General features: G+C 71.8%; 18 protein-coding genes. 6 read left to right on the forward strand and 12 right to left on the reverse strand.

The window, feature by feature from the left end; all coding sequences use genetic code 11:
- Nucleotides 1–445 precede the first annotated feature (445 nt).
- Nucleotides 446–1192 (forward strand): RNA polymerase sigma factor, encoded by a 747-nt coding sequence (locus ACH4U7_RS43145; RefSeq protein ID WP_398533408.1) that lies wholly within the window; start codon nt 446–448, stop codon nt 1190–1192.
- Nucleotides 1193–1280: 88 nt separating this feature from the next.
- Here the strand turns inward: ACH4U7_RS43145 and ACH4U7_RS43150 are convergent, their stop codons facing one another.
- The gene (locus ACH4U7_RS43150) at nt 1281–2492 is read right to left on the reverse strand and encodes a PucR family transcriptional regulator (protein WP_398533250.1); all 1212 of its coding nucleotides are present in this window, start codon (nt 2490–2492) and stop codon (nt 1281–1283) included.
- Nucleotides 2493–3038: 546 nt separating this feature from the next.
- Here ACH4U7_RS43150 and ACH4U7_RS43155 point away from each other — a divergent pair.
- The 4 genes from ACH4U7_RS43155 to ACH4U7_RS43170 all read left to right on the forward strand — a co-directional run bounded on the left by ACH4U7_RS43155 (nt 3039) and on the right by ACH4U7_RS43170 (nt 7095).
- Nucleotides 3039–3746: a hypothetical protein gene (locus ACH4U7_RS43155; RefSeq protein WP_398533251.1), complete on the forward strand. Its 708-nt coding sequence runs from the start codon at nt 3039–3041 to the stop codon at nt 3744–3746.
- On the forward strand, nt 3734–5248 hold the full coding sequence (locus ACH4U7_RS43160; RefSeq protein ID WP_358642252.1) for an NADH-ubiquinone oxidoreductase-F iron-sulfur binding region domain-containing protein: 1515 nt from the start codon (nt 3734–3736) through the stop codon (nt 5246–5248). Before ACH4U7_RS43155 ends, ACH4U7_RS43160 begins: the two co-directional genes overlap by 13 nt.
- Before the next feature lie 207 nt (nt 5249–5455).
- On the forward strand, nt 5456–6451 hold the full coding sequence (locus ACH4U7_RS43165) for an SCO0930 family lipoprotein (RefSeq protein WP_398533252.1): 996 nt from the start codon (nt 5456–5458) through the stop codon (nt 6449–6451).
- A gap of 104 nt (nt 6452–6555) precedes the next feature.
- The gene (locus ACH4U7_RS43170) at nt 6556–7095 is read left to right on the forward strand and encodes a hypothetical protein (protein WP_398533253.1); all 540 of its coding nucleotides are present in this window, start codon (nt 6556–6558) and stop codon (nt 7093–7095) included.
- A gap of 7 nt (nt 7096–7102) precedes the next feature.
- Here the strand turns inward: ACH4U7_RS43170 and ACH4U7_RS43175 are convergent, their stop codons facing one another.
- Together ACH4U7_RS43175 and ACH4U7_RS43180 are read right to left on the reverse strand one after the other, a co-directional pair.
- Nucleotides 7103–7816 carry an HAD family hydrolase gene (locus ACH4U7_RS43175; protein WP_398533254.1) on the reverse strand — a complete coding sequence of 238 codons (714 nt, stop codon included), beginning with the start codon at nt 7814–7816 and terminating at the stop codon, nt 7103–7105.
- 356 nt (nt 7817–8172) lie between these two features.
- Nucleotides 8173–9108 carry a ScbA/BarX family gamma-butyrolactone biosynthesis protein gene (locus ACH4U7_RS43180; RefSeq protein ID WP_398533255.1) on the reverse strand — a complete coding sequence of 312 codons (936 nt, stop codon included), beginning with the start codon at nt 9106–9108 and terminating at the stop codon, nt 8173–8175.
- Nucleotides 9109–9219: 111 nt separating this feature from the next.
- Between ACH4U7_RS43180 and ACH4U7_RS43185 the strand changes: the two genes are divergently transcribed.
- Nucleotides 9220–9858 carry a ScbR family autoregulator-binding transcription factor gene (locus ACH4U7_RS43185; RefSeq protein ID WP_398533409.1) on the forward strand — a complete coding sequence of 213 codons (639 nt, stop codon included), beginning with the start codon at nt 9220–9222 and terminating at the stop codon, nt 9856–9858.
- Between the two features lie 58 nt (nt 9859–9916).
- Here ACH4U7_RS43185 and ACH4U7_RS43190 read toward each other — a convergent pair whose 3' ends face one another.
- The 9 genes from ACH4U7_RS43190 to ACH4U7_RS43230 all read right to left on the reverse strand — a co-directional run bounded on the left by ACH4U7_RS43190 (nt 9917) and on the right by ACH4U7_RS43230 (nt 19116).
- Nucleotides 9917–10732, reverse strand: coding sequence for an endonuclease I family protein (locus tag ACH4U7_RS43190; RefSeq protein ID WP_398533256.1), 816 nt, complete (start codon nt 10730–10732; stop codon nt 9917–9919).
- 137 nt (nt 10733–10869) lie between these two features.
- Entirely contained in the window at nt 10870–11550 is a 681-nt protein-coding gene (locus ACH4U7_RS43195; RefSeq protein ID WP_398533257.1) for an SDR family NAD(P)-dependent oxidoreductase, read from the reverse strand.
- A complete protein-coding gene (locus tag ACH4U7_RS43200; RefSeq protein WP_398533258.1) occupies nt 11543–12781 on the reverse strand; it encodes an exo-alpha-sialidase in 1239 nt (412 codons plus the stop codon). The genes ACH4U7_RS43195 and ACH4U7_RS43200 overlap by 8 nt, the downstream gene beginning before the upstream one ends.
- An 85-nt stretch (nt 12782–12866) precedes the next feature.
- Entirely contained in the window at nt 12867–13877 is a 1011-nt protein-coding gene (locus tag ACH4U7_RS43205) for an aldo/keto reductase (protein WP_385616076.1), read from the reverse strand.
- A 90-nt stretch (nt 13878–13967) separates the two neighbouring features.
- A complete protein-coding gene (locus ACH4U7_RS43210; RefSeq protein WP_398533259.1) occupies nt 13968–14822 on the reverse strand; it encodes an ATP-binding cassette domain-containing protein in 855 nt (284 codons plus the stop codon).
- On the reverse strand, nt 14819–15679 hold the full coding sequence (locus tag ACH4U7_RS43215; RefSeq protein WP_398533260.1) for an ABC transporter ATP-binding protein: 861 nt from the start codon (nt 15677–15679) through the stop codon (nt 14819–14821). Before ACH4U7_RS43215 ends, ACH4U7_RS43210 begins: the two co-directional genes overlap by 4 nt.
- Nucleotides 15676–16605, reverse strand: a complete 930-nt coding sequence (locus ACH4U7_RS43220; protein ID WP_398533261.1) for an ABC transporter permease — start codon at nt 16603–16605, stop codon at nt 15676–15678. The genes ACH4U7_RS43215 and ACH4U7_RS43220 overlap by 4 nt, the downstream gene beginning before the upstream one ends.
- 3 nt (nt 16606–16608) lie before the next feature.
- On the reverse strand, nt 16609–17538 hold the full coding sequence (locus tag ACH4U7_RS43225) for an ABC transporter permease (RefSeq protein ID WP_398533262.1): 930 nt from the start codon (nt 17536–17538) through the stop codon (nt 16609–16611).
- Between the two features lie 3 nt (nt 17539–17541).
- Entirely contained in the window at nt 17542–19116 is a 1575-nt protein-coding gene (locus tag ACH4U7_RS43230; RefSeq protein WP_398533263.1) for an ABC transporter substrate-binding protein, read from the reverse strand.
- Between the last annotated feature and the right edge of the window lie 155 nt (nt 19117–19271).

Raw genomic sequence — 19271 nt, forward strand, 5'->3', positions numbered from 1 at the left:
CCCTGGAGGGCTCGCTCGCCACCATGAAATCGAAGCATCACCGCACGCCCGCCGCCAACGGCGGCCGCGGCGGCGCGTCCTGATTCCCGGCCCCCCCCCCCCCCCCCCCCCCCCCCCCCCCCCCCCCCCCCCCCAACCCCCCCCCCCCCCCCCCCCACGCCGCGTTCCGGGGCAGCACGAGACTGCGCAGCACGAGACTGCCGCGGCCGCCGGCGATCCGGCAGCGGGGCACCCGGACCGCCCGGAGCAGCCGGGCGAATCCGATCCCGAGCACTTACCCGACGGGCCCGAGCCCGCCCCGTTATCCGAGCAGCCCCCCACGCGGCCACCCGCACGGACGGGACATGATCCCCGGGGGCGCGAGCCGACGCCCTCGGACCAGGAGCTCACCCGGCGGCTCCAGGAGGCGTACCGCCTGGGCACCGCGAGCCCGACGGCCGGGGAAATCCTCTACCGCCGCCACCGCGACGCGGCGCTCGCCTACGCCCGCACCTGTTGCCGGGCCCTCCACGACGCCGAAGACCTGGTGTCCGAGGCGTTCATCCGTACGTTCCAGGCCGTCCGGTCGGGCGGGGGCCCGCGTGGCCCCTGGCGCCCGTATCTGCTGACCGTCATCCGCCACACCGCGATCGAGTGGAGCGCCGGTGCGCGTCAGGTGCTGCTCACCGCGGACTTCGAGTCGTGGCAGCAGCGGTCGACCGAGGCGGACCCCCAGCAGCGCCTGCTGGCGGACGAGGACCGCACACTTCTGATCCGCAGTTTCCAGGCCCTCCCCGCGCGGTGGCGGACCGTGCTGTGGCACACGCTGGTGGAGGACGCCTCCCCGCAGCGCGTGGCCGCGCTGATGGGCCTGTCCCCCAGCGGTCTCACCTCGCTGGCCTTCCGGGCCCGCGAGGGGCTGCGCGAGGCGTATCTGCGCGCTCATGTGCGATCCGCGGCGGCGGACGACGACCGCTGCCGCCACTTCGGCTCCATGATCGGCGCTTCGGTGCGGCGTGGCGCCGTACGTGGCCGTGCCCTCGCGCGCCATCTGGCCGAGTGTCGCTTCTGCGCGCACGCGTACACCGAGTTGCTTGCCCTCAACGCGGCCATGCCCGACGCCACCCGCGCCACGGATTCCACACCGACTACGGAGTGCGCGGAGTCTGCGGAGTCCGCAGGGGCTTCGGGGGCTTCGGGGTGCCGGGGCTGAGCGCCTGGACGATGAGCGCACACATGGAACTGCCGGCCGCGGATCGCGGCCGGCAGTTCCATGTGGTGGGGCTCATGCGGCCCCTGGCTCACAGTCCGTTGACGCGCGCCTCCCTCGCGATGCCGCCCACCGGCCGCAGGCCGGTCGGCGCTCCGCGGCCCCTGCGGGTGACCGCCCGGGAGTAGTGGCGCCGGATCCGGTCCATCTGCGCCATCAGGCGTCGGCCGCGCAGCGCCATCTCCAGCTCAAAGCGTATCCGCGGGTCCCGCAGGCCCGGCCCGAAGAGCTTCTCGATCTGCCGCAGCCGGTAACGCACGGTCTGCGGGTGCACTTTGAGCGCCTTGGCCGCCTCGGGCGCGCCACCGCCCTCGAGCCAGGCGAGCAGGGTCATCTGCAGCCGCTCGCTCTGCCGGGGGGTCAGCCCGGCCAGCGGCTTGAGCCAGCGCGAGGCCAAGGCCCGTACCAGCGACTCGTCCTGGAGCAGCAGCAGCGTGGAGAGGTGGTCGTCCACGAAGAGTATCCGGGCCTCGGGGCCGCTGCGCGCATGGGTCATGGTCAGCAGCCGGCGGGCCCACCGCACCGAGGAGGCCGCGTCGTTCAGCGGAACGACATGGCCGACGGCGGCGGTACGGCCCCGCAGCGCGGCCTCCAGCGCGCCACGCGCGGAGCCGGGCTCGGTGCCGGTGTCCCGGTCGGGATCCGGCTCGCCGGTCGCTCCCTCGGTCAGGGGAGTGTCCGGGCCGGTGCCGGTGCCGACGGCTGTGCCGGTGTCGGTGCCTGTGTCCGGGTCAGGGATCAGCAGGCAGAGCTCGTCTCCGACGGCGCCGATCAGGGTGTCGCCGAACACCGCGGCCAACTGCGGCGCTTCGCCCGGGGTGGGCAGGGCGATGGCCTGGATCGTTTCAGGCAGGGGCCAGCGGGCGGCCCGGGACAGCTCGGCCAGGCCACGCTCGGATACGGGTACCTCGCCGACCAGGGCGTCGAAGAGATCGCGCCTGGCCCGCTCGGGCGGTACCTCGGTCAGGGGGCCACGGCCCCGGGCGCCATCGGCCGCCACATGCTCGGTGGCCTCGTCACCTGGGGTCCGGTAGCCGAGTGCGGTCAGCAGAGCCTGTTCGACCGTCCATCGCACCTTGTCACGCTCAGTGTCCTCCAAGAGGTTGGCGAATCCCGGAATTCTGCGCCGAAGGGTCTCAATCACCTCTTCGGCCAGGGACGGGAGTTCATTGCGCAGGACGCGGGTCCGCTCGCCACGGGTGGGACGGGGGGACCAGATGCGGTTCGCGAGTTCGCCCATCATTACCTCGTTCTTGCCGGGGGGAGGCCTGGCCGTTGGGGGGTCGGTCAGGCCCGTGGAGGTTGCCTCCGTCGCCGGTCGTCCACTCCGGAAAAGGGAGTCGAGGGTCCTCCGATGAATCTTGGAGGAACCCCTCCCCTACCGGTCCCGGCGCTTTGCCGGGTCTTTGCCATCGAAATGACAGTGGAGCAGCCCAAGACGGTGTGGGCAGTGGTCGTCCACAAGAAGTTGTCACATTACGACAAATCTTATGGAGATCACGTGTAGTTCGGAGATGCTGCCGTACCCAAAGACGACTTGACGTACTCGTCACTCGCGCGATCAGGCGCGATCGGGAGGCTTTCGATGCCCATGCCCCAGCCGCCGACTCCCCCGATTCCGGGGCCGCGCCGCAGGGCTCGCCACGGCGGATCAACCATGCCACAAGGACCCGGAGGACCCGGCGGGCGACGAGCCGACCGACGCGCCCGCCCGGTCCGGGCCGGCATCGGCTGGCCGCGCCACTCCGCGCTGTACGCCTCTGTCGCGGCGGTCATACTCTCACTCATCGTGGCCGGCAACGCCGGTGCGTTCACGAAAACTTGGGCCTTCCTGGACTTCGGGGCCGGTGTCCTCGCACTGGTCTCGCTGAGCAGCGCCGTGCTGTGGGGCCTGGCGGCCACCGACCGGCTGATCCTCCACTCGAAGCACCGGCTGCTCGCCCAGGGCGTCCACCGCGCCGCCGCGGTGGCCGGCCTGCTCTTTCTCGCGCTCCATGTGTGGGTGAAGGTGGCAGAGAGTCACACGCCCGCCGCGGCCATCGTGATACCGTTCGCTGACGCAAATAAACCTGTGCTGATCGGACTTGGCACCTTGGCCGGATACCTGTTCATCATGGCGGCGGTGACGGGAGCGGTACGCAGCTCCTTCGCCTCCGCCGGCAAGTCCCGCTGGCGCTACCGCTGGTGGCGGGCGCTGCACGTGTCCGCCTACGTCGCGTGGTGCGCCGCGCTGATCCACGGCCTGAAGGCGGGTCGCGTGGCGAAGGAGTGGGCGACCGCCTCCTATGCCGTCGCGCTGGTCGCCGTGGCCATCACGCTGTGGATCCGGCTCGCCAGCCGCCGGGCCGAGCGCAGCGAGCGCGATGCCATCGTCACCGGCCAGATCCCCGTGGTCCCCAGTGCCCGGGGCGGCGGGCCGCGCAAGCCCACGACGGCCGGCGGGGCCTCCTCCCGTGACGGCGAACCCCTCGGCGCCTCGCGCGGGTGGGGCGCGTGATCTCGACCAAACCCAGACTGGCCTGTATCGATCCGCCTCGGCTGCTGGCCGGGTTGGACGAGACATACCGGCTCGACCGCGTCGGTCATCTGACCGTCCACGGCTCGATGCCCGCGCTGCGCGCGGACGAGCTCGTGGCCCTCGCGGAGAACATCGACCTGCGCGGACGAGGCGGCGCGGGTTTTCCGTTCGCCAAGAAGGTGACGGCCGTCATCGAGTCGGCCGGCCGCCGGGACGGCCGCTGCGCGGTGGTCGTCAACGGCAGTGAGGGCGAGCCCAGTTGCCTCAAGGACACCGCGCTGCTGCTGCACACCCCGCATCTGGTCATCGACGGGGCCGTGCTGGCCGCCACCGCGATGGGTGCCGACGATGTGGCCATCGCGGTCCACCGGCCGGATGTCGAGGAGTCGCTGAGCGCCGCCATCGCCGAACGTGGCCCGAGCGGGCCGCGGGTGCAGGTGAGCGTGACGGACGACCGCTTCGTGGCCGGCGAGGGCGGCGCGGTCATCAACGGCATCAGCGGCGCCCCGGCCATCCCCAACGGCCGCAAGATCCGCACCAGCGACAGCGGCCTGGCCGGGCTGCCGACCCTGCTGTCCAACACCGAGACATTCGCCCAGCTCGCGGTGGCCGCCCGGATGGGCGCCCTGCCGTTCCGCTCGGTGGGGCTGCCCACCGAGCCCGGCACCACCCTGCTGACGGTGGGCGGGAAGTTCGTCATGGAGACCCCGTTCGGGGTGCCGCTCAGCTACGTCCTGGAGCTGTGCGGCCTCACCCCGGGCCAGGGGGTCCTGGTGGGCGGCTACCACGGCAAGTGGCTGCTGCCCGACAGCCTGGCGTCGGTGAACATCTCCCGGGAGTCCATGGAGAAGTACAACGCCCGGCTCGGGGCCGGAGCGGTGCTGCCGATCCCGGAGAACACCTGCCCGGTCGGCGAGACCGCCCGGGTGGCACGCTGGCTGGCGGGCGAGACCGCCAACCAGTGCGGGCCCTGCTTCATCGGGCTGCCCGCACTGGCGGACGCCATCGGCCAGGTCGAACGGGGTGGTGGCCAGGCGGCGTTGGACACCGTGAGCGCGTACATCGAGTCGGTGAAGCGCCGTGGCGCCTGCAGCCACCCCGATGGCACGGCCGGCTTTGTGACCACCGCGCTGGAGGCGTTTCCGGACGAGTTCCGGGAACACGCACTGGGCCCCGGATGCGGCCGTCCCACGCTCGGGGTGCTGCCGCTGACCGACGGCGCCCCCTCCGGGCCGCTGGCCCTGCCCCCGGGCCCCTCCGCCGCCCGGCGAGACGAGCGGGACGAGTCGGAGCAGCTGCTCGTGGACTGGACGCTGTGCCAGGGCCATGGGCTGTGCGCGGACATCCTCCCCGAGGTGATCGAGCTCGGCATCGACGGCTACCCGAACCGGGCCAAGTACGGTGTGCCGCGCCAGCTGCGCGGGCAGGCCGTCCGCGCGGTACGGCGCTGCCCCGCGCTCGCGCTGCGCATGGAGGCGTAGCCCGGCTCCCATCCCTCACCCTCCCTCTTCTCTCTCATCTCGACGGCCGTCATGGAACGGCCGTCGATTCGTTTGGGCTCAGCGAACGCCGAACTTTTGCGTCTGATGACAAATTCCGAAGGCCATGAACGCCCGCCGAGACGCCCTCCGTATGCAAGTGACGTCGGCGCAAAACAGCCGCCGGACCGCAAGCTTGAAGGAGTGGGCATGAAGAAGCGGCAGATCGCGTTCGCGGGGGCCTCCGTCGCGATGGTCCTGATGACCGCGGCGTGCGGCGCCAGTGAGAACAAGTCCGCGGGCAGCGCCAACGTCCAGCCCATCGGCGGCACCCAGACCGTGGGCGTGGGCGCCACGTCGGGGGCGTCGGGCTATGGCACCAGCGCCGGCACGGGCGCCGGGAACGAGGCCGGGGGCGACAGCGGCGACGCCACCTCCGGCAAGGACGCGCTGACCGGCCCGGCCAAGCAGCTGTCCGTACGGGACGTCCCCAAGCTGGGCTCGGTCGTCACCGACAGCAAGGGCTGGACCCTGTACCGGTTCGACGAGGACACCTCCGGCGCCTCCCCCAAGTCCAACTGCAACGACGCCTGCGCCACCAAGTGGCCGCCGGTGCCCGCGAGCGACGCCACCGTCAGCACCGGGATCGCCGAGAAGGAACTCGGCTCGGTCACCCGCGCCGACGGCACCAAGCAGCTGACGCTGGGCGGCTGGCCGGTGTACCGCTTCGCCGGGGACACCAAGGCCGGGGACACCAAGGGCCACGGCGTGGGCGGCACCTGGAACGCGCTGGCGCCCGACGGCAAGCCGGCCGGGAAGAAGGCCGCCCAGGACAACAGCCTCCAGCTCGCGGTCACCAGCAACGCCAAGCTCGGCAAGATCGTGGTGGACGGCCAGGGCATGACCGTCTACCGGTTCGACAAGGACAGCGCCTGGCCGATGAAGACCGGCTGCCTGAACGCCTGCCTGGAGACCTGGAAGCCCGTCAAGCCGGTCGACACCAGCAAGGTCGCCGGGGTCGACCCCAAGAAGCTCACCACGTTCACCCGGCCCGACGGATCCAAGCAGCTGGCCTTCGACTGCTGGCTGCTGTACACGTTCACCGGGGACACCAAGCCCGGCGACACCAACGGACAGGGCAAGCAGGGGCTGTGGTTCGCGGTCACCGACAAGGCCAAGAAGGCCGGCGCGGCCGCCTCGGAGTGATACACAGACAAGCGGTCCGTACGAAGCAAGCGGTCCACCGAGCGGGGGGCCCGAGGCCATGAGCGCACCGGGCCACCCCGCCGGACCACCACCGGGAGGTTGACGTGTCACACGTACTGCGTGCCACCGCGCTCTGCGCGGTGCTGCTGGTGAGCGGCTGCGCCGGGAGCGAGGGGCAGAGCCACGCCGGCCACGCACAGAAGAAGACCTCCCCGTCAGCCGAGAATTCCGGTGCGAAATCCGTTGCGGATTCCGCCGGCCCCGCGTCGCTGACGAAGATCGCCGATGCCATCGGCTGCAAGGCGAACGTCGTCACGGACGCCGAGGAGCTGCGCCAGGCGGCGTGCAAGGCCGGTAAGTCCCAGTACACCGTGGTCACCTTCGCCACCGACAAGGGCAAGCGCGCCTGGCTGTCGGAGTCCAAGGACTACGGCGGCACCTACCTGGTGGGTTACCGCTGGTCGGTGACGGCCCCGTCGGAGGACTCCCTGAAGCCGCTGCGCGTCAAGCTCGGCGGCACCATCGAGACCGGCACGTTCCACGGGGGCATGGAACACGGGGGCACAGAGGACAAGGGCACGGAGCACGACGGCATGGACATGGAGCCCGGGAAGGGCCACGCCACCCACGCGCAACACCACTGACCCACAGTCAGGGTCTGCGGGTGTCTGCCCACTTGACCAGCTCGGGATCCGCGAGGCTCGCGACCCACAGATCCACCGGTGGGATTTCGTCGCCGTCGGCGGCGTCATCGGCGTCGGCGGCGTTGTGCAGGGGCCTGCGCGGGCCCACCGCGAGGACCCTCAGCCCGGCCCGGGACGCGGACACGAAGCCGCAGTGGGAGTCCTCGACCGCCAGCGCGTCGCCGGGGGCCGCACCGCACAGCCGGGCGGCCTCCAGATAGACGTCCGGATACGGCTTGGGGCGCACCTCCCCCTCCGGGACCAGCACATGGCCGAAGTACCGCAGCAGCCCCGCGCGGGACAGTCCGGCCTCGACCACATCGCGCGGGCAGTTGCTGGCGACGGCCAGCGGGGCGAACGCGGCGGTCTTGCGGACGAGTTCGGTGGCGCCTGGCATGGTGACCGGGTCGTCGGCCACCAGTTGGCGGAAACTCGCGAGGAGTTGTTCGGTCATCTGCTCGGCGAGCGCGGGGGCGCCCGCGTACTCGGCCAGCATGCGGCCGCACTCGGTGTAGTGGAGACCCTTGGTGGCCTGCGCGAACTCCGGGTCGGGGGCGCTGCCGTGGTGGCCGAGCACCACTTCGCGGGCCTTTTCCCAGTGGCGTTCGGAGTCCATGAGGGTGCCGTCGCAGTCGAAGACGATGGCGGCGGGGGTCCAAGCGAGAAGCGTGTTGGCTGTCATCTGCCTGCCGTTCCATGGGGGTGGACGATCGGCGCAGGGCGTGCCTGTACCTGCTGAAGAGCAGCGCAGTGGGGTTCCTGGCGGCTCAGGCGTGGGGTTCCTGGCGGCTCAGGCGCGGATGCGCCAACCGCTGCCGCCGACGCGCGAGCGCCTGATCGCGTGCGCGACGCGGGAAGCCGTACAGGCGGAGAGTCGCCTGCCCGAAAGATAACGATCACTACGGTAGTTTGATGACCCGCAGTAAGCAAGAAATTACTATGTGTCGGCGTTTTGTTCGTCGTGCTTGTGCTCGTCGATGCTTTGCTCGACGGCGTTGTGCTCGACTGCGTTGTGCTCGACGGCGTCCCGTTCGTCGCTCAGGGGTACTGAAGTACGCCGACCACGCTCCACTCCCCCGCCTGCCTCAGCCGGAAGACACAGGTCCTGCCGTGCGGGACGCACTCCACCCGGGCGGGCGGGGCGAATTCGGTGAACCGCAGGGCGCGGAGCCGGCAGCCGACGGGGCGGGTGTGAACACCCTCCGTCGCCAACGCCGCGGCCTGGCGGGCGGCTTCCAGCAGCACCAGGCCCGGCACATGGTCGCTCCAGTGGTCGAAGAAGAAGGGGTGGCGCAGGTCCGCCGGGTCCAGGCGCAGAATGCCCGCCTTCCGCACCACCAGAACGTCGCGCGCCGCCGGCACCGCCACTGACCGCGGCGACGGCCGGGCGAGAACACCGGCCCGCGGCGGCGAGGCCGCGTCCGACGCCGCCCGACGGGCCGTCTCATACGCCTGTGGGTCCAGGAAGCGCGCGGTGCCACCGGCCCGCGCGAAGGGCGTCCCGTCCACGAGAAGCCCGATGTCGAGCCGCAGCCCGGTGACGAACCGGCCGCAGGGCGTGGTGCGCACATCGGTCACCGCGGCGCGGCAGACCACATCCGTGGCCCCGTGTTCGGCCCGCGGCTCGGCGGCCGGATCGAGCGTGAAGGACAGGTCCCGGATCACGAAGTGCGCCCCCGCGGGGGTGGCGAAGTGGCGGGAGGGCAGATAGATGCCCAGCTGGCGCAGGGTTTCGGCGACCATCAGGGGGTGGTGGCGGCCGTCCGGGCCATGCGGAAACGTGGGATGGGAGCGTGGCCACTGCACCGCGGCCACGAACCGGTCGCCGCCCAGCGCGCGGACGTCGGTGAGCAGCACTTCGGCCACCGAGGCGCGGTGCACCGCCTCGCGCGCCACGGTGCGGGACCAGCTCAGCCGCCGCGCCACGAGCTCCCACGGCTCCGGGACGCCACACGCCTCACCAATGATCGCCATAAAATACTAGTAATGGTGGACCTGTGGGTCTTCACCTCCATGACATGCGACAAGTCCGCTAAGTTCACCCCGACAACGCACCGCACGCGACGGAACGAGGACGGACACCACGTGCAAGAGCGGGCCGAGCAGACACGCCGAACCCTCCTGGAAGCGGCGGCTTCCCTCTTCGACGAACGGGGCTACGCCGGCACCAGCATCAGCGATATCGCCGCCCGGTCCGGCCACACCAGCGGCGCCATCTACTTCCACTACGCGAGCAAGGAGAAACTCGCGCTCGCCGTCGTCGAGGGACACTTCGCCACCTGGCCACCGCTGATCGAGCAGTACGCCAACACCGCCTCCGACGCCGCCACCGGCACCCCGGCCCTGGAGCGGCTGGTGCGGCTGAGCTTCGCGGTGGCCCGCGCCTTCCGCGACGACATCGTCGTACGGGCGGGGGCGCGGCTGTGGACGGAGCGCACCCTGATCGCGGCGCCGCTCCCGCCGCCCTTCGTCGGCTGGATCGACGCCGTGACCGAGATGCTGGAGCGGGCGCACGCCGAGGGCGACCTCGCCCCGCATATCGACCCCGAGCGCGCCGCCCGGACCGTCGTCTGCGCCTTCTTCGGCGTGCACACCGTCTCCGAGGCCCTGGACCGGCGCAGGTCCATCGAGGACCATCTGGCCGATCTATGGGCGCTGCTGCTGCCCTCGCTTCAGACCCGCCCCATCGCCGCGGAGCTGTTCCCGATGGCCCGGCAGGGCTGAGAACGGGGCTGCCGACAGGCTTGAGGGCGGGTCTGAGAGCGGATCTGAAGGCGCGTGGCTACCAGATCTCGTCGACCCACTCGGGGTGGTCGATGAACGGGTTGCGGTTGTGCTGGTAGTCGTCGTATATCACCTGGTTGCGCCGCTGCTCAAAGGCGTCCGGCGGGTCCTCGGCGCTCCACTTGCGCAGCACGGACAGCCGCCCCAGATACGGCTGACTGCCGTTGCCCGCCTTGTCGTTGACCTCGAGGTCGGCGAAGCCGTCGCCGCCCTCGTAGCGCACCGCCATGTAGAAGATCATGCGGGCCACATCGCCCTTGACGGCGTCGCGGGGCTCGAAGGAGTCGGAGTCGGTGTAGTTGCCGGGTGCCTCGGACACCTGGGAACCGCCCTCGTCGAAGTCCTTGTTGCCGCGCGTGCTGTTGACCGACACGTCCTCGGGGCGCAGATGGTGCAGATCGGTGCCCGGACCGGTCGCGGTGCCGAAGTCGCCGTGTGACTTGGCCCAGACGTGTTCCCGGTTCCAGTCGTTGGCGTTGCCGCCGTTGGAACTCTTGCTCTGCGAGCGGCCGGTGTAGAGCAGGATGACGTTGGCGGAGTTGCGGGGGTCCTCGTCGGTGTTCTTGAGGGCGTCCCACACCTGGCTGTACGAAATCTTGCTGTTGGTGCTGATGATCTTGTGCAGGGCGTCCTTGAGCGGCTGCCCCGTCTTGCCGATCGCGTCCTTGTAGTACGTGTCGTCATAGCCGGCGGCCCGCGTCGAGTCGGCGAAGGTGGTGCCGGCGGTGGCGGGGGTCTGCGCGGTGGCGGTCACGGCCACCGCGCAGACCAGCAGGGCCAGGGATTTCCAGCGGGTCACACGGGTGATGTGCACAGGCGGTCCTCTCCCCGATTCACGTTCGATCGCCGAAAGCGTGTCAGAGAGCCGATCTCCCAAAGGTGAACGGCAGGGAGAGGTTTTGTGACAGGGTCATGACTAAAGCCGTGCGCAGCGAGCGCTCCCCCGAGGGGTTACAACGACGCGCCCCCGCATATCACCAGCGTCTGACCGGTGGTCGAGCCGCCCTCCGGGCCGAGCAGAAACGACGTCAGCCCGGCCACCTCCTCGGGCCGTACGAGCCTGCCCAGCGGCGGCACGACCGGAGGGGTCGCGCTGCGGCCGGGGTCCCGCAGCATCGGGGTGTCCGTGGGGCCGGGGGCCACCACGTTCACGGTGATCGCGCGGGGCGCCAGCTCCGCGGCCCAGGACCGGGCCATGGCCGCCAACGCCGCCTTGGTGGCCGCGTACTGGCTCTTGCCCGGCACGCCGGTCATGGTGCGGCTGCCCACCAGCACCACCCGTCCCCCGTCCGCGATCCGGTCCGCCAAGGCGTCGACCAGAACCTCGGCCGCCTGCACATGGACCCGCCACATCAGTTCGCCGTCGGCCGCCGAAAGACCACCCAGCCGGGCGGAGCGCTGAACACCCGCCGCGTGCACGATCGCGTCCACCCCGGCCACCGGGGCGAGCGCGTCCCGCACCACCTCCGGGCGCGCCAGATCGACCGGCAGCCAGCTCATCCGCTCGGCGGAAGGCGGCTCCGTACGGCTGATCCCGGTGATCCGCCACCCCTCGTCCAGCAACCGGGCGGCGATGGCGGCGCCGATACCGGAGCTGGCGCCGGTGACCACCGCGTGGCGTGGCTCAGACATCTGCCGCCCAATCCGGCGCCACCCGTACGTACTTGATGGCCCGGCGGTGGTAGGTGTACGCGATGTGCAGCGCGCCGTCCGGCGACTGGGTCACGGAGGGGTAGGACAGCTCGCGGTTGAGGCGGTCGCGCGAGTTGTTGGTGAGGCAGTGTCCGTCGCCGGTGTCGAGGTCCCTGCGGTGCGGCCAGGTGTCGCCGCCGTCGGACGACAGGGCGAGCGTCATCGGGGCGCGCGGCGCGCCCCAGAAGGCGGTCTTGCCGCCGTCGGCCACCTCGGCCACCTCGGGCGCGGCGGTGGCGGCCGGGGACTCGCCTGCCTGGCCGTCGTCGTCGATCTCGTCGTAGAGCGAGACCCGGCGCGCGGTGGCGTCCGCGGCGCTGCTGTGGTTGTAGACCAGCGCGAGCCGTCCGTCGGCGAGCGGGACGTACTGGATGGAGGAGTTGTTGTTCGGCAGCTCCGTGGCCACCGGCTCGCTCCAGGTCTCGCCGCCGTCGCGGGAGTGCGAACGGTGGATGGCGTCCGCCCACCGGCTGCGGAAGAGGGCGAGCAGGGTGCCGTCGGGCAGCGGGTGGATGTTCATGTGCACACATCCGGTGGACCCGGGCACCGGCCGCTCCCGCCAGGTCCGCCCCTGGTCGTCGCTGATCATCACCGCGCTGGTGTCGTGGTCCCCCACCCACGGGATGCCCGGGGTGGCCACGCAGTGGAACACCGGCAGCAGCCACCGGCCGTCGTCCAGGACGACCGGGGGCTGACGTACGAAGACACCGCCCGTCGCGGTGGCCGGGAACAGCGTGCGCGTCGGACCCCAGGTGGCGCCCCCGTCCGCCGACGTGCGCAGCCGTACCTCGGCGGTGTCCTGGTTGCCCGCCTGCTGGGCGGTGTGCAGCAGCCACAGCTCGCCGGTGGGCGCGGAGAAGAGCACGGGGTTCTGCTCCGAGCGCGTCAGGTCGTCGGAGAGCCGCACCGGGTCGGTCCAGGTGTCCGCGCCCGGGGCGAGCCGGGAGAACCATACGCAGATGTCGGCGACGCCCTCCTGCGTACCGCCGAACCACACGCACCCGAGGTCGCCCCCGGGCAGGACGGCCAGGTTGGCGGCGTGGTTCTGCACGGCGGGGGCCGGCAGGAACGCCTCGACGCGCGCCGGGTCGTCCGGGCGCTCGCGCACCCGCCCGTCGGTCCGCAGCTCCTCGGCGGCCTGCGCTGGGGTGGTGTCGTGGTCGGCGGTCATGCCGCGGGCTCCTTCGATGGTGCGGAGTGGGTGGGTGTCGGTGTCGGATGTCGGAGGCGAACCGAGCCTCGAAAAAGGGGAGAAGTCAGCGGTTGTACGCCGGCATCGGCCCCCGCAGCCGGGCCCCGACCTCGTCGCAGGCCGCGACCACATCGGCCGGCAGCGGACCCGCCTCGGCCGCCGCCACATTGGCCCGCAGATGCTCGACGCGCGAGCCGCCGAGCAACAGCGCGTCCACCCCGTCCCGGCCGAGCAGCCACCGCAGCGACAGCTCGACGAGCCCGAGGTCCGCGCCCTCGGCGATCCGGGCCAGGTCCTGGACGGCCTCGAAGAGGCGGGGGTCCCAGTAGCGCTGCCGGTACATCTCGGCCAGCCGGGAGTCGCCGAACCGCCCCGACTCGGGCGTCTCCTCGAAGACATGGCGCCCTGTCAGCAGCCCGCCACCGAGCGGGTTGTAGACCATGGTGCGCACCCCGCTGGTGGCCGCGTACTCCAGGTACTCCTCCTCCACCCGCCGGGCCAGCAGGTTGTACAGCTGCTGGGCGACCACCGGCCGCGGCGCGCCCACCCGCTCCGCGGTGTGGCCGACCTCCGCGATCTGCCAGGCCGCGTAGTTGGACACGCCCAGCGCCAGGACCTTGCCCTCGGCGACGAACTCGGCGACGGTGCCCAGCGTCTCCTCGAGCGGGGCCGACCGGTCGGGCTGGTGCAGATAGAAGAGGTCGACGTGGTCGGTGTTCAGGCGCCGGAGGCTGCCTTCGAGGGCCGCCCGCAGCCCGCGCGCGGACAGCGGGGAGTGGTCGCCGTGGTCGGGGTGCGGCATTCCGGCCTTGGTGGCCAGTACGATCCGGTCCCGGCGGCCGGGCAGCAGCTCGGCCAGGATCGTCTCGGTGACCCCGCCGGCATACGCGTTGGCGGTGTCCACACCGGTCACCCCGGCGTCGAGCGCCGCGTCCAGCATCGCGGCGGCACCGGCCCGGTCGACGGTGTCGCCGAAGGTCATGGTGCCCAGCACCAGGCGCGAGAGCGGCACCGGTACGCCGGGCAGCTCCACCGCGCCGGGCGAGGTCCGGGAGGGGGTGTCGGGGTGGGTCATCAGGGGGTGGCTCCTTCGGCCTGCGCCCCGGCGCGCCTGACCTGGCGCGCCGGGGTGTGACGGGCGTGACGGGCGTGACGGGACGGTGGGTCAGGACGGAGTGGCGGTCTCTGATGACGCCGCGGGCGCAGCGACGATCGCGGAGACCAGGGCGCGCGGTTTGCGCCCCCGCATCGTCGTCGGGTCGAGGGCGGCGCGGCGCAGCGCCCTGGTGTACGGCTCGGCGGGCCCGGCGAGGACCGTCTCCGTGGGGCCGGACTCGACGACCCGTCCGCTCCGCATCACCATGACCTCGGAGCTGATCTCGCGGACCACCCCGAGGTTGTGGGAGATGACGATGTAGGCGAGCTGCCGCTCGGCCTGCAGATCGCGCAGCAGCCTGAGCACCTGTGCCTGGACGGAGACGTCGAGCGCGGAGGTGGCCTCGTCGCAGACCAGCAGTTCGGGGTCGCTGGCCAGGGCACGGGCGATGCCGATGCGCTGCCGCTGCCCTCCGGAGAACTCGCCGGGGCGCCGGTGGAGCGCGCTGGAGGGCAGCCCGACCTGGTCGATCAGCTCCGCGGCCCGGCGGGCGCGCTCGGCCTTGGAGGTGACTCCGGCCAGCCGCAGCGGCTCGGCCACGGTCTCCTCGGCCGTCAGATGGGGGTCCAGGGAGCCGTACGGGTCCTGGAAGACCATCTGCACCCGGCGGCGCAGCGGGCGCAGCCGCCGCTCCGGGAGGGTGGCGATATCGGTGCCGTCGAGCAGGATGCGGCCCTCGGTGGGGCGCAGCAGCCGGACGAGGGAGCGGGCGATGGTGGACTTGCCGCAGCCGGATTCGCCGACGATGGCGAGCGATCCGCCGCGTTCGACGGTGAAGCCGACCCCGTCCACGGCGCGGAACTTCCCCCCGTGGACGGGGTATTCGACGACAAGGTCCTCGACGGCCAGCAGGGGTGTGGTCACAGCGCCTCCCGGTGTGCGGCGGCGGGGGCCTGGGGGGTGTTCTCGTCCCAGGGGCCCAGGGTGGGGACGGCGGCGAGCAGGCCGCGGGTATACGGCTCGGCGGGGTGGTCGACGATCCGCTCGACGGGGCCGGACTCCACGAACCGGCCGTCGCGCATGACGTGGATACGGTCGGACACCAGCCGGGCCACGCCCAGGTCGTGGGTGATCATCAGGATGCCGATGCCGGTGCGCTCCTGCAACTCCATGAGCAGGTCCAGGACGCCGGCCTGGACGGTGACGTCCAGGGCCGAGGTCGGTTCGTCGGCGACCAGCAGTTCGGGCTCGGCGGCCAGGGCTATGGCGATGAGGACACGTTGCAGCATGCCGCCGGAGAACTGGTGCGGATAGGCGCCCCAGCGGGTCTCGGGGTGCGGAATGCGCACCCGGCCGAGGAGTTCGAGGCCTCGGGTGCGCGCCTCGGCCTTGGACAGTTCGGGGTGGCGCAGCCGCAGCGCCTCGCCCAGCTGGTGGCCGATGGTGTGCACGGGGCTGAGCGCGGTCATCGGGTCCTGCGGGATGAGGGAGACACCGCGGCCGCGGATCCGCCGGATGGCCTTGGGGTCGGCGATGATGTCGCAGCCCAGCACACGGGCGGTGCCGGACAGTACGGCCAGCCCGTCGGGCAGCAGCCGCAGCAGGCCCATGGCGGTGGTGGACTTGCCGGAGCCGGACTCGCCGATGAGCGTGACCGTCTCGCCCGGGGCGATGGTGAAGCCGACCCCGTCGACGGCGCGGACCACGCCGCGGTCGGTGATCAGCTCGATCTGCAGGTCCTCGACCTCCAAGAGGGGGGCCGTCTCGCTGGTCTCGCTCATGAGGAGGCCTCCGTGGCGCGTCGGCGGGTACGGTCGCGCAGACCGTCGCCCAGCAGGTTGACCCCGACCACCAGGAGCACGATGACCAGGCCCGGCAGGGTCACCAGCCACCAGGAGGTGGTGATGTAGTCCTGGCCGTCGGAGATGATCCGCCCCCAGGTGGCGAACGGCCGCTGGGGTCCGGCGCCGAGGTAGCTCAGCGCGCTCTCCAGCAGCACCGCCTGGGCGAGCAGCAGGAGGACGACCAGGGACGCCTGGCGGACGATGTTGGGGATGACGTGGCGGGCCAGGATGGCGACCTGGCGCAGTCCGAGTACCCGGGCGGCGGCCACGTACGGCTTCTCCCGTTCGACCAGGACCAGCGACCGGGTGAGCCGGGCGACTTCGGGCCACTGGGCGACGGCGATCACGCAGGTGATGACGGTGACGGAGGGGCCGAAGAGGGCGACGACCAGCAGCAGCATCATCAGCAGCGGAAGCGACATCTGGGCCTCGAGCAGCCGGGAGACGACCGTGTCGACCCAGCGGCCGAAGTATCCGGCCGCGGCGCCGGCGACGATGCCGATGAGGCCGGAGACGACGACCGCCAGTACGCCGATGGCCAGCGACACCTGGCCGCCGTGCAGCACCCGGGAGAGCAGGTCGCGGCCGAGCTGGTCGGTGCCGAAGAGGTGGCCGTCGGTCAGCGGCGGCAGCCGGCGCGCGGACAGGTCCTGGTCGTCGGCTCCGGCCAGCGGCAGCAGCTGTGCGAGGGCCACGGGGACCACCACCAGCAGGGTGCACACGGCGCCGGCCCACAGTTTCAGGCGCGCGCTGCGGTGGCGCCGGGTGGCGGTGGCGCGGGCCACGTCCTTCGCGGTGACCGCGCTCGGGCGGGGCGGATGGGCCGTCTCGGCCGGGGCCGGGGGTTCGAGGGCGCCTTTCATCTCTCAGGCCGCCTTTCCCAGGCGTACCCGCGGGTCGAGCAGCGGGTAGGCCAGGTCGATGAGGAGTTGGACGAGGACCGCCAGGGCGGCGGTGACCAGGACGGTGGCCTGGATGAGCGGGTAGTCGCGGGTCTCCAGGGCGCGGACGACCAGGGAGCCGACACCGGGCCAGCCGAAGACCACCTCGACCACCACGACGCCGTTGAGCATGGCGGCGAACCGGGTGCCGAGCGCGGTCAGCACCGGGATGGCGGAGTTGCCCAGGGCGTAACGCCAGGTCAGCGCGCGCTCCGAGACACCGCGGGAGCGGGCGACGGTGATGTACGGGGAGGCGAGGGCGGCCACCATCTCGCGGCGGACCAGCCGGGAGATCAGCGCCATCTGGAGGATCGCCACGGTGACGGTCGGCAGGACCAGACCCCCCCAGGTGGTGAACCCGGAGGCGGGGAGCACCGGCACCAGCACGGCGAAGACGGTCAGCAGCATCACGCCGATCCAGAAGTCCGGCATGGACTGTCCGGCGATGGTGAGGACGTTGGCGCCCAGTTCGCGCTTGGTGTCGGCGCGGCGGGCCATCCATACGCCGAGCGGTACGGCGACGAGCGTGGTGAGCGCGATCGCGGCGGCGGAGAGGGTGATGGTGTACGGGACGCGGTCGAGCACCACGTCGAAGGCGGGGGCGTGGAAGGAGTAGCTGGTCCCGAGGTCGCCGGTGAACAGGTCGCGCAGGAAGACCCAGTACTGCGTCAGCAGGCTGTCGTCGAGGCCGAACTGTTCGCGGATCCGGGCCAGGTCCGCGCTGGTCGGGTTGGGGCCGGCCAGGGCCGCGGCGGGGTCGCCGGGGGCCATGCGCACCAGCACGAAGACGGTGGAGAGGGTGAGGAAGATGGTCAGGACGCTCTGGCCGAGGCGGCGGAGCAGATAGCGGATCATGGCTCAGCCCTCCAGGCGCACGGCGGCGAGGTCGTAGGAGTTGACCTGCAGGAGCCGCACGTCGTGTACGCGGGTGCGGCGGGCCAGCACCACATTGGGGATGAAGGCCCACAGGCAGGGTCGGGTGTCCCAGATCGCCTTCTGGACGTCGGCGAGCTTCTTGTTCCGGGTCTTCTCGTCGCTCTCGGAGGAGGCGTCGGCCAGCCGGGCCGCGATCTCGGGGAAGACATAGCCCTGGTAGGTGTCCCGGGTCTTCTCCTTCGCCGGGGTGCCTCCGTACATGCCCTGGAGGCTGGTGCTGGCGTAGCCGGTGGGGACGGAGTAGCCGTTGCCGAGGACGTCCCAGTCGCCGCGGCGGCCCTGCCGCCACTGCAGGATGTCGCCACCGGGCTGGAACTGCTGGAGGGAGGCGCGGACGCCGACGGCGCGCAACATCTCCAGTACGGCCTCCATCACCGAGGTGTCCGCGGGGAACTCGCCCGACTCCCAGATGATCTTCACCTTGAGGTCGCCGGCGCCGAGCGCGGCCAGCCGTTTACGGGCCTTGCCTGGGTCGTAGACATAGGACCCGGTGCGCACCGCGCCCCTGAGGGCCAGCGGTACCACGCCCTCGGCCTGCTGGGCGGAGCCGGTGAGCACATCGCGCACCAGGGCCTCGCCGTCGATGGCGTAGCTGAGCGCCTCGCGCACCCGGGGGTCGGCCAGCGGATGTCCCCGGGGCTTGCGGAAGTTGAAGAACAGCTGGTTGACCCGGGTGCCCGAGGTGCGGTCGAGCCGCACGCCCGGCAGACCGCGCAGCTGCTCCGCGGAGTCGGGGGTGATGGTGTCGATCACGTCCAGCTCGCCGCTGCGCACCGCGACGACACGGCTGGACTCCTCGGGGACGAAGCGCACCCGCACCTTCTCGATGGCGGGGCGCCGTCCCCAGTAGTTGCGGTTGGCGGCCAGGGAGTATTCGCCGGTGCCGGAGTTCGCCGAGGTGACGACGTACGGGCCCGAGCCCACCCCGCCGGACAGCTCCTCGGGGCGGTTCTTGGCGGCCGGGCTGATCAGGATGTTGGCCATCAGCTGGTCGAGGATCGGCACCGGGTGCTCGGTGCGCAGATAAAAGGTGCGCTCGTCCACCGGCTCGACGGTGGGCAGCTCGGGGAACAGGCCGATCAGAAAGGACCCGTTGACGCCCGCGTACATCTTCAGGGCGGTGGCCACGTCCTTGACCGTGACCGGGGTGCCGTCGGAGTACCGCACTCCGGCGCGCAGCCGGACCGTCCAGCGGGTGGGCTCGGTCATCTCGAAGCGGTCGGCGAGCACCAGCTCGGTGTTCAGGCCCTTGCCGATCCGGGTGAGACCCTGACGGACGGCGCGCTGCACCGTGACCGCCGCATCGAACTGGTTGAGCTTGTTGTCGAGGCTGACCAGGGAGCGGTTCAGCCCCAGGCTGATGGTGCCGGGGCCGGGGGCACCGGTGGGCCCCGCGCACCCGGCCAGGGGGCCGAGGGCGAGGCCGGCTGTGGCACTCGCGCCCAGGCGCAGCACGGTCCGCCGGCTGGGGTGCGGACCGGATGAGATACGGGTCATCGTCGACCTCTCGGCATTTCAGGGGAGCGACCGGCTCGCTCGATCCGCCCGGATCGCCGCCGGGCGGGTCGTAGACCGTCCGGCGGTGGGACCCGCGGCGTCGCGGGCCTCTCCTGCCGGACGGTCTTAGTGTCGCGGCGTCACCGTGGCACGGA

The organism is Streptomyces sp. NPDC020845 (assembly GCF_044334165.1).
Lineage (GTDB): Bacteria > Actinomycetota > Actinomycetes > Streptomycetales > Streptomycetaceae > Streptomyces.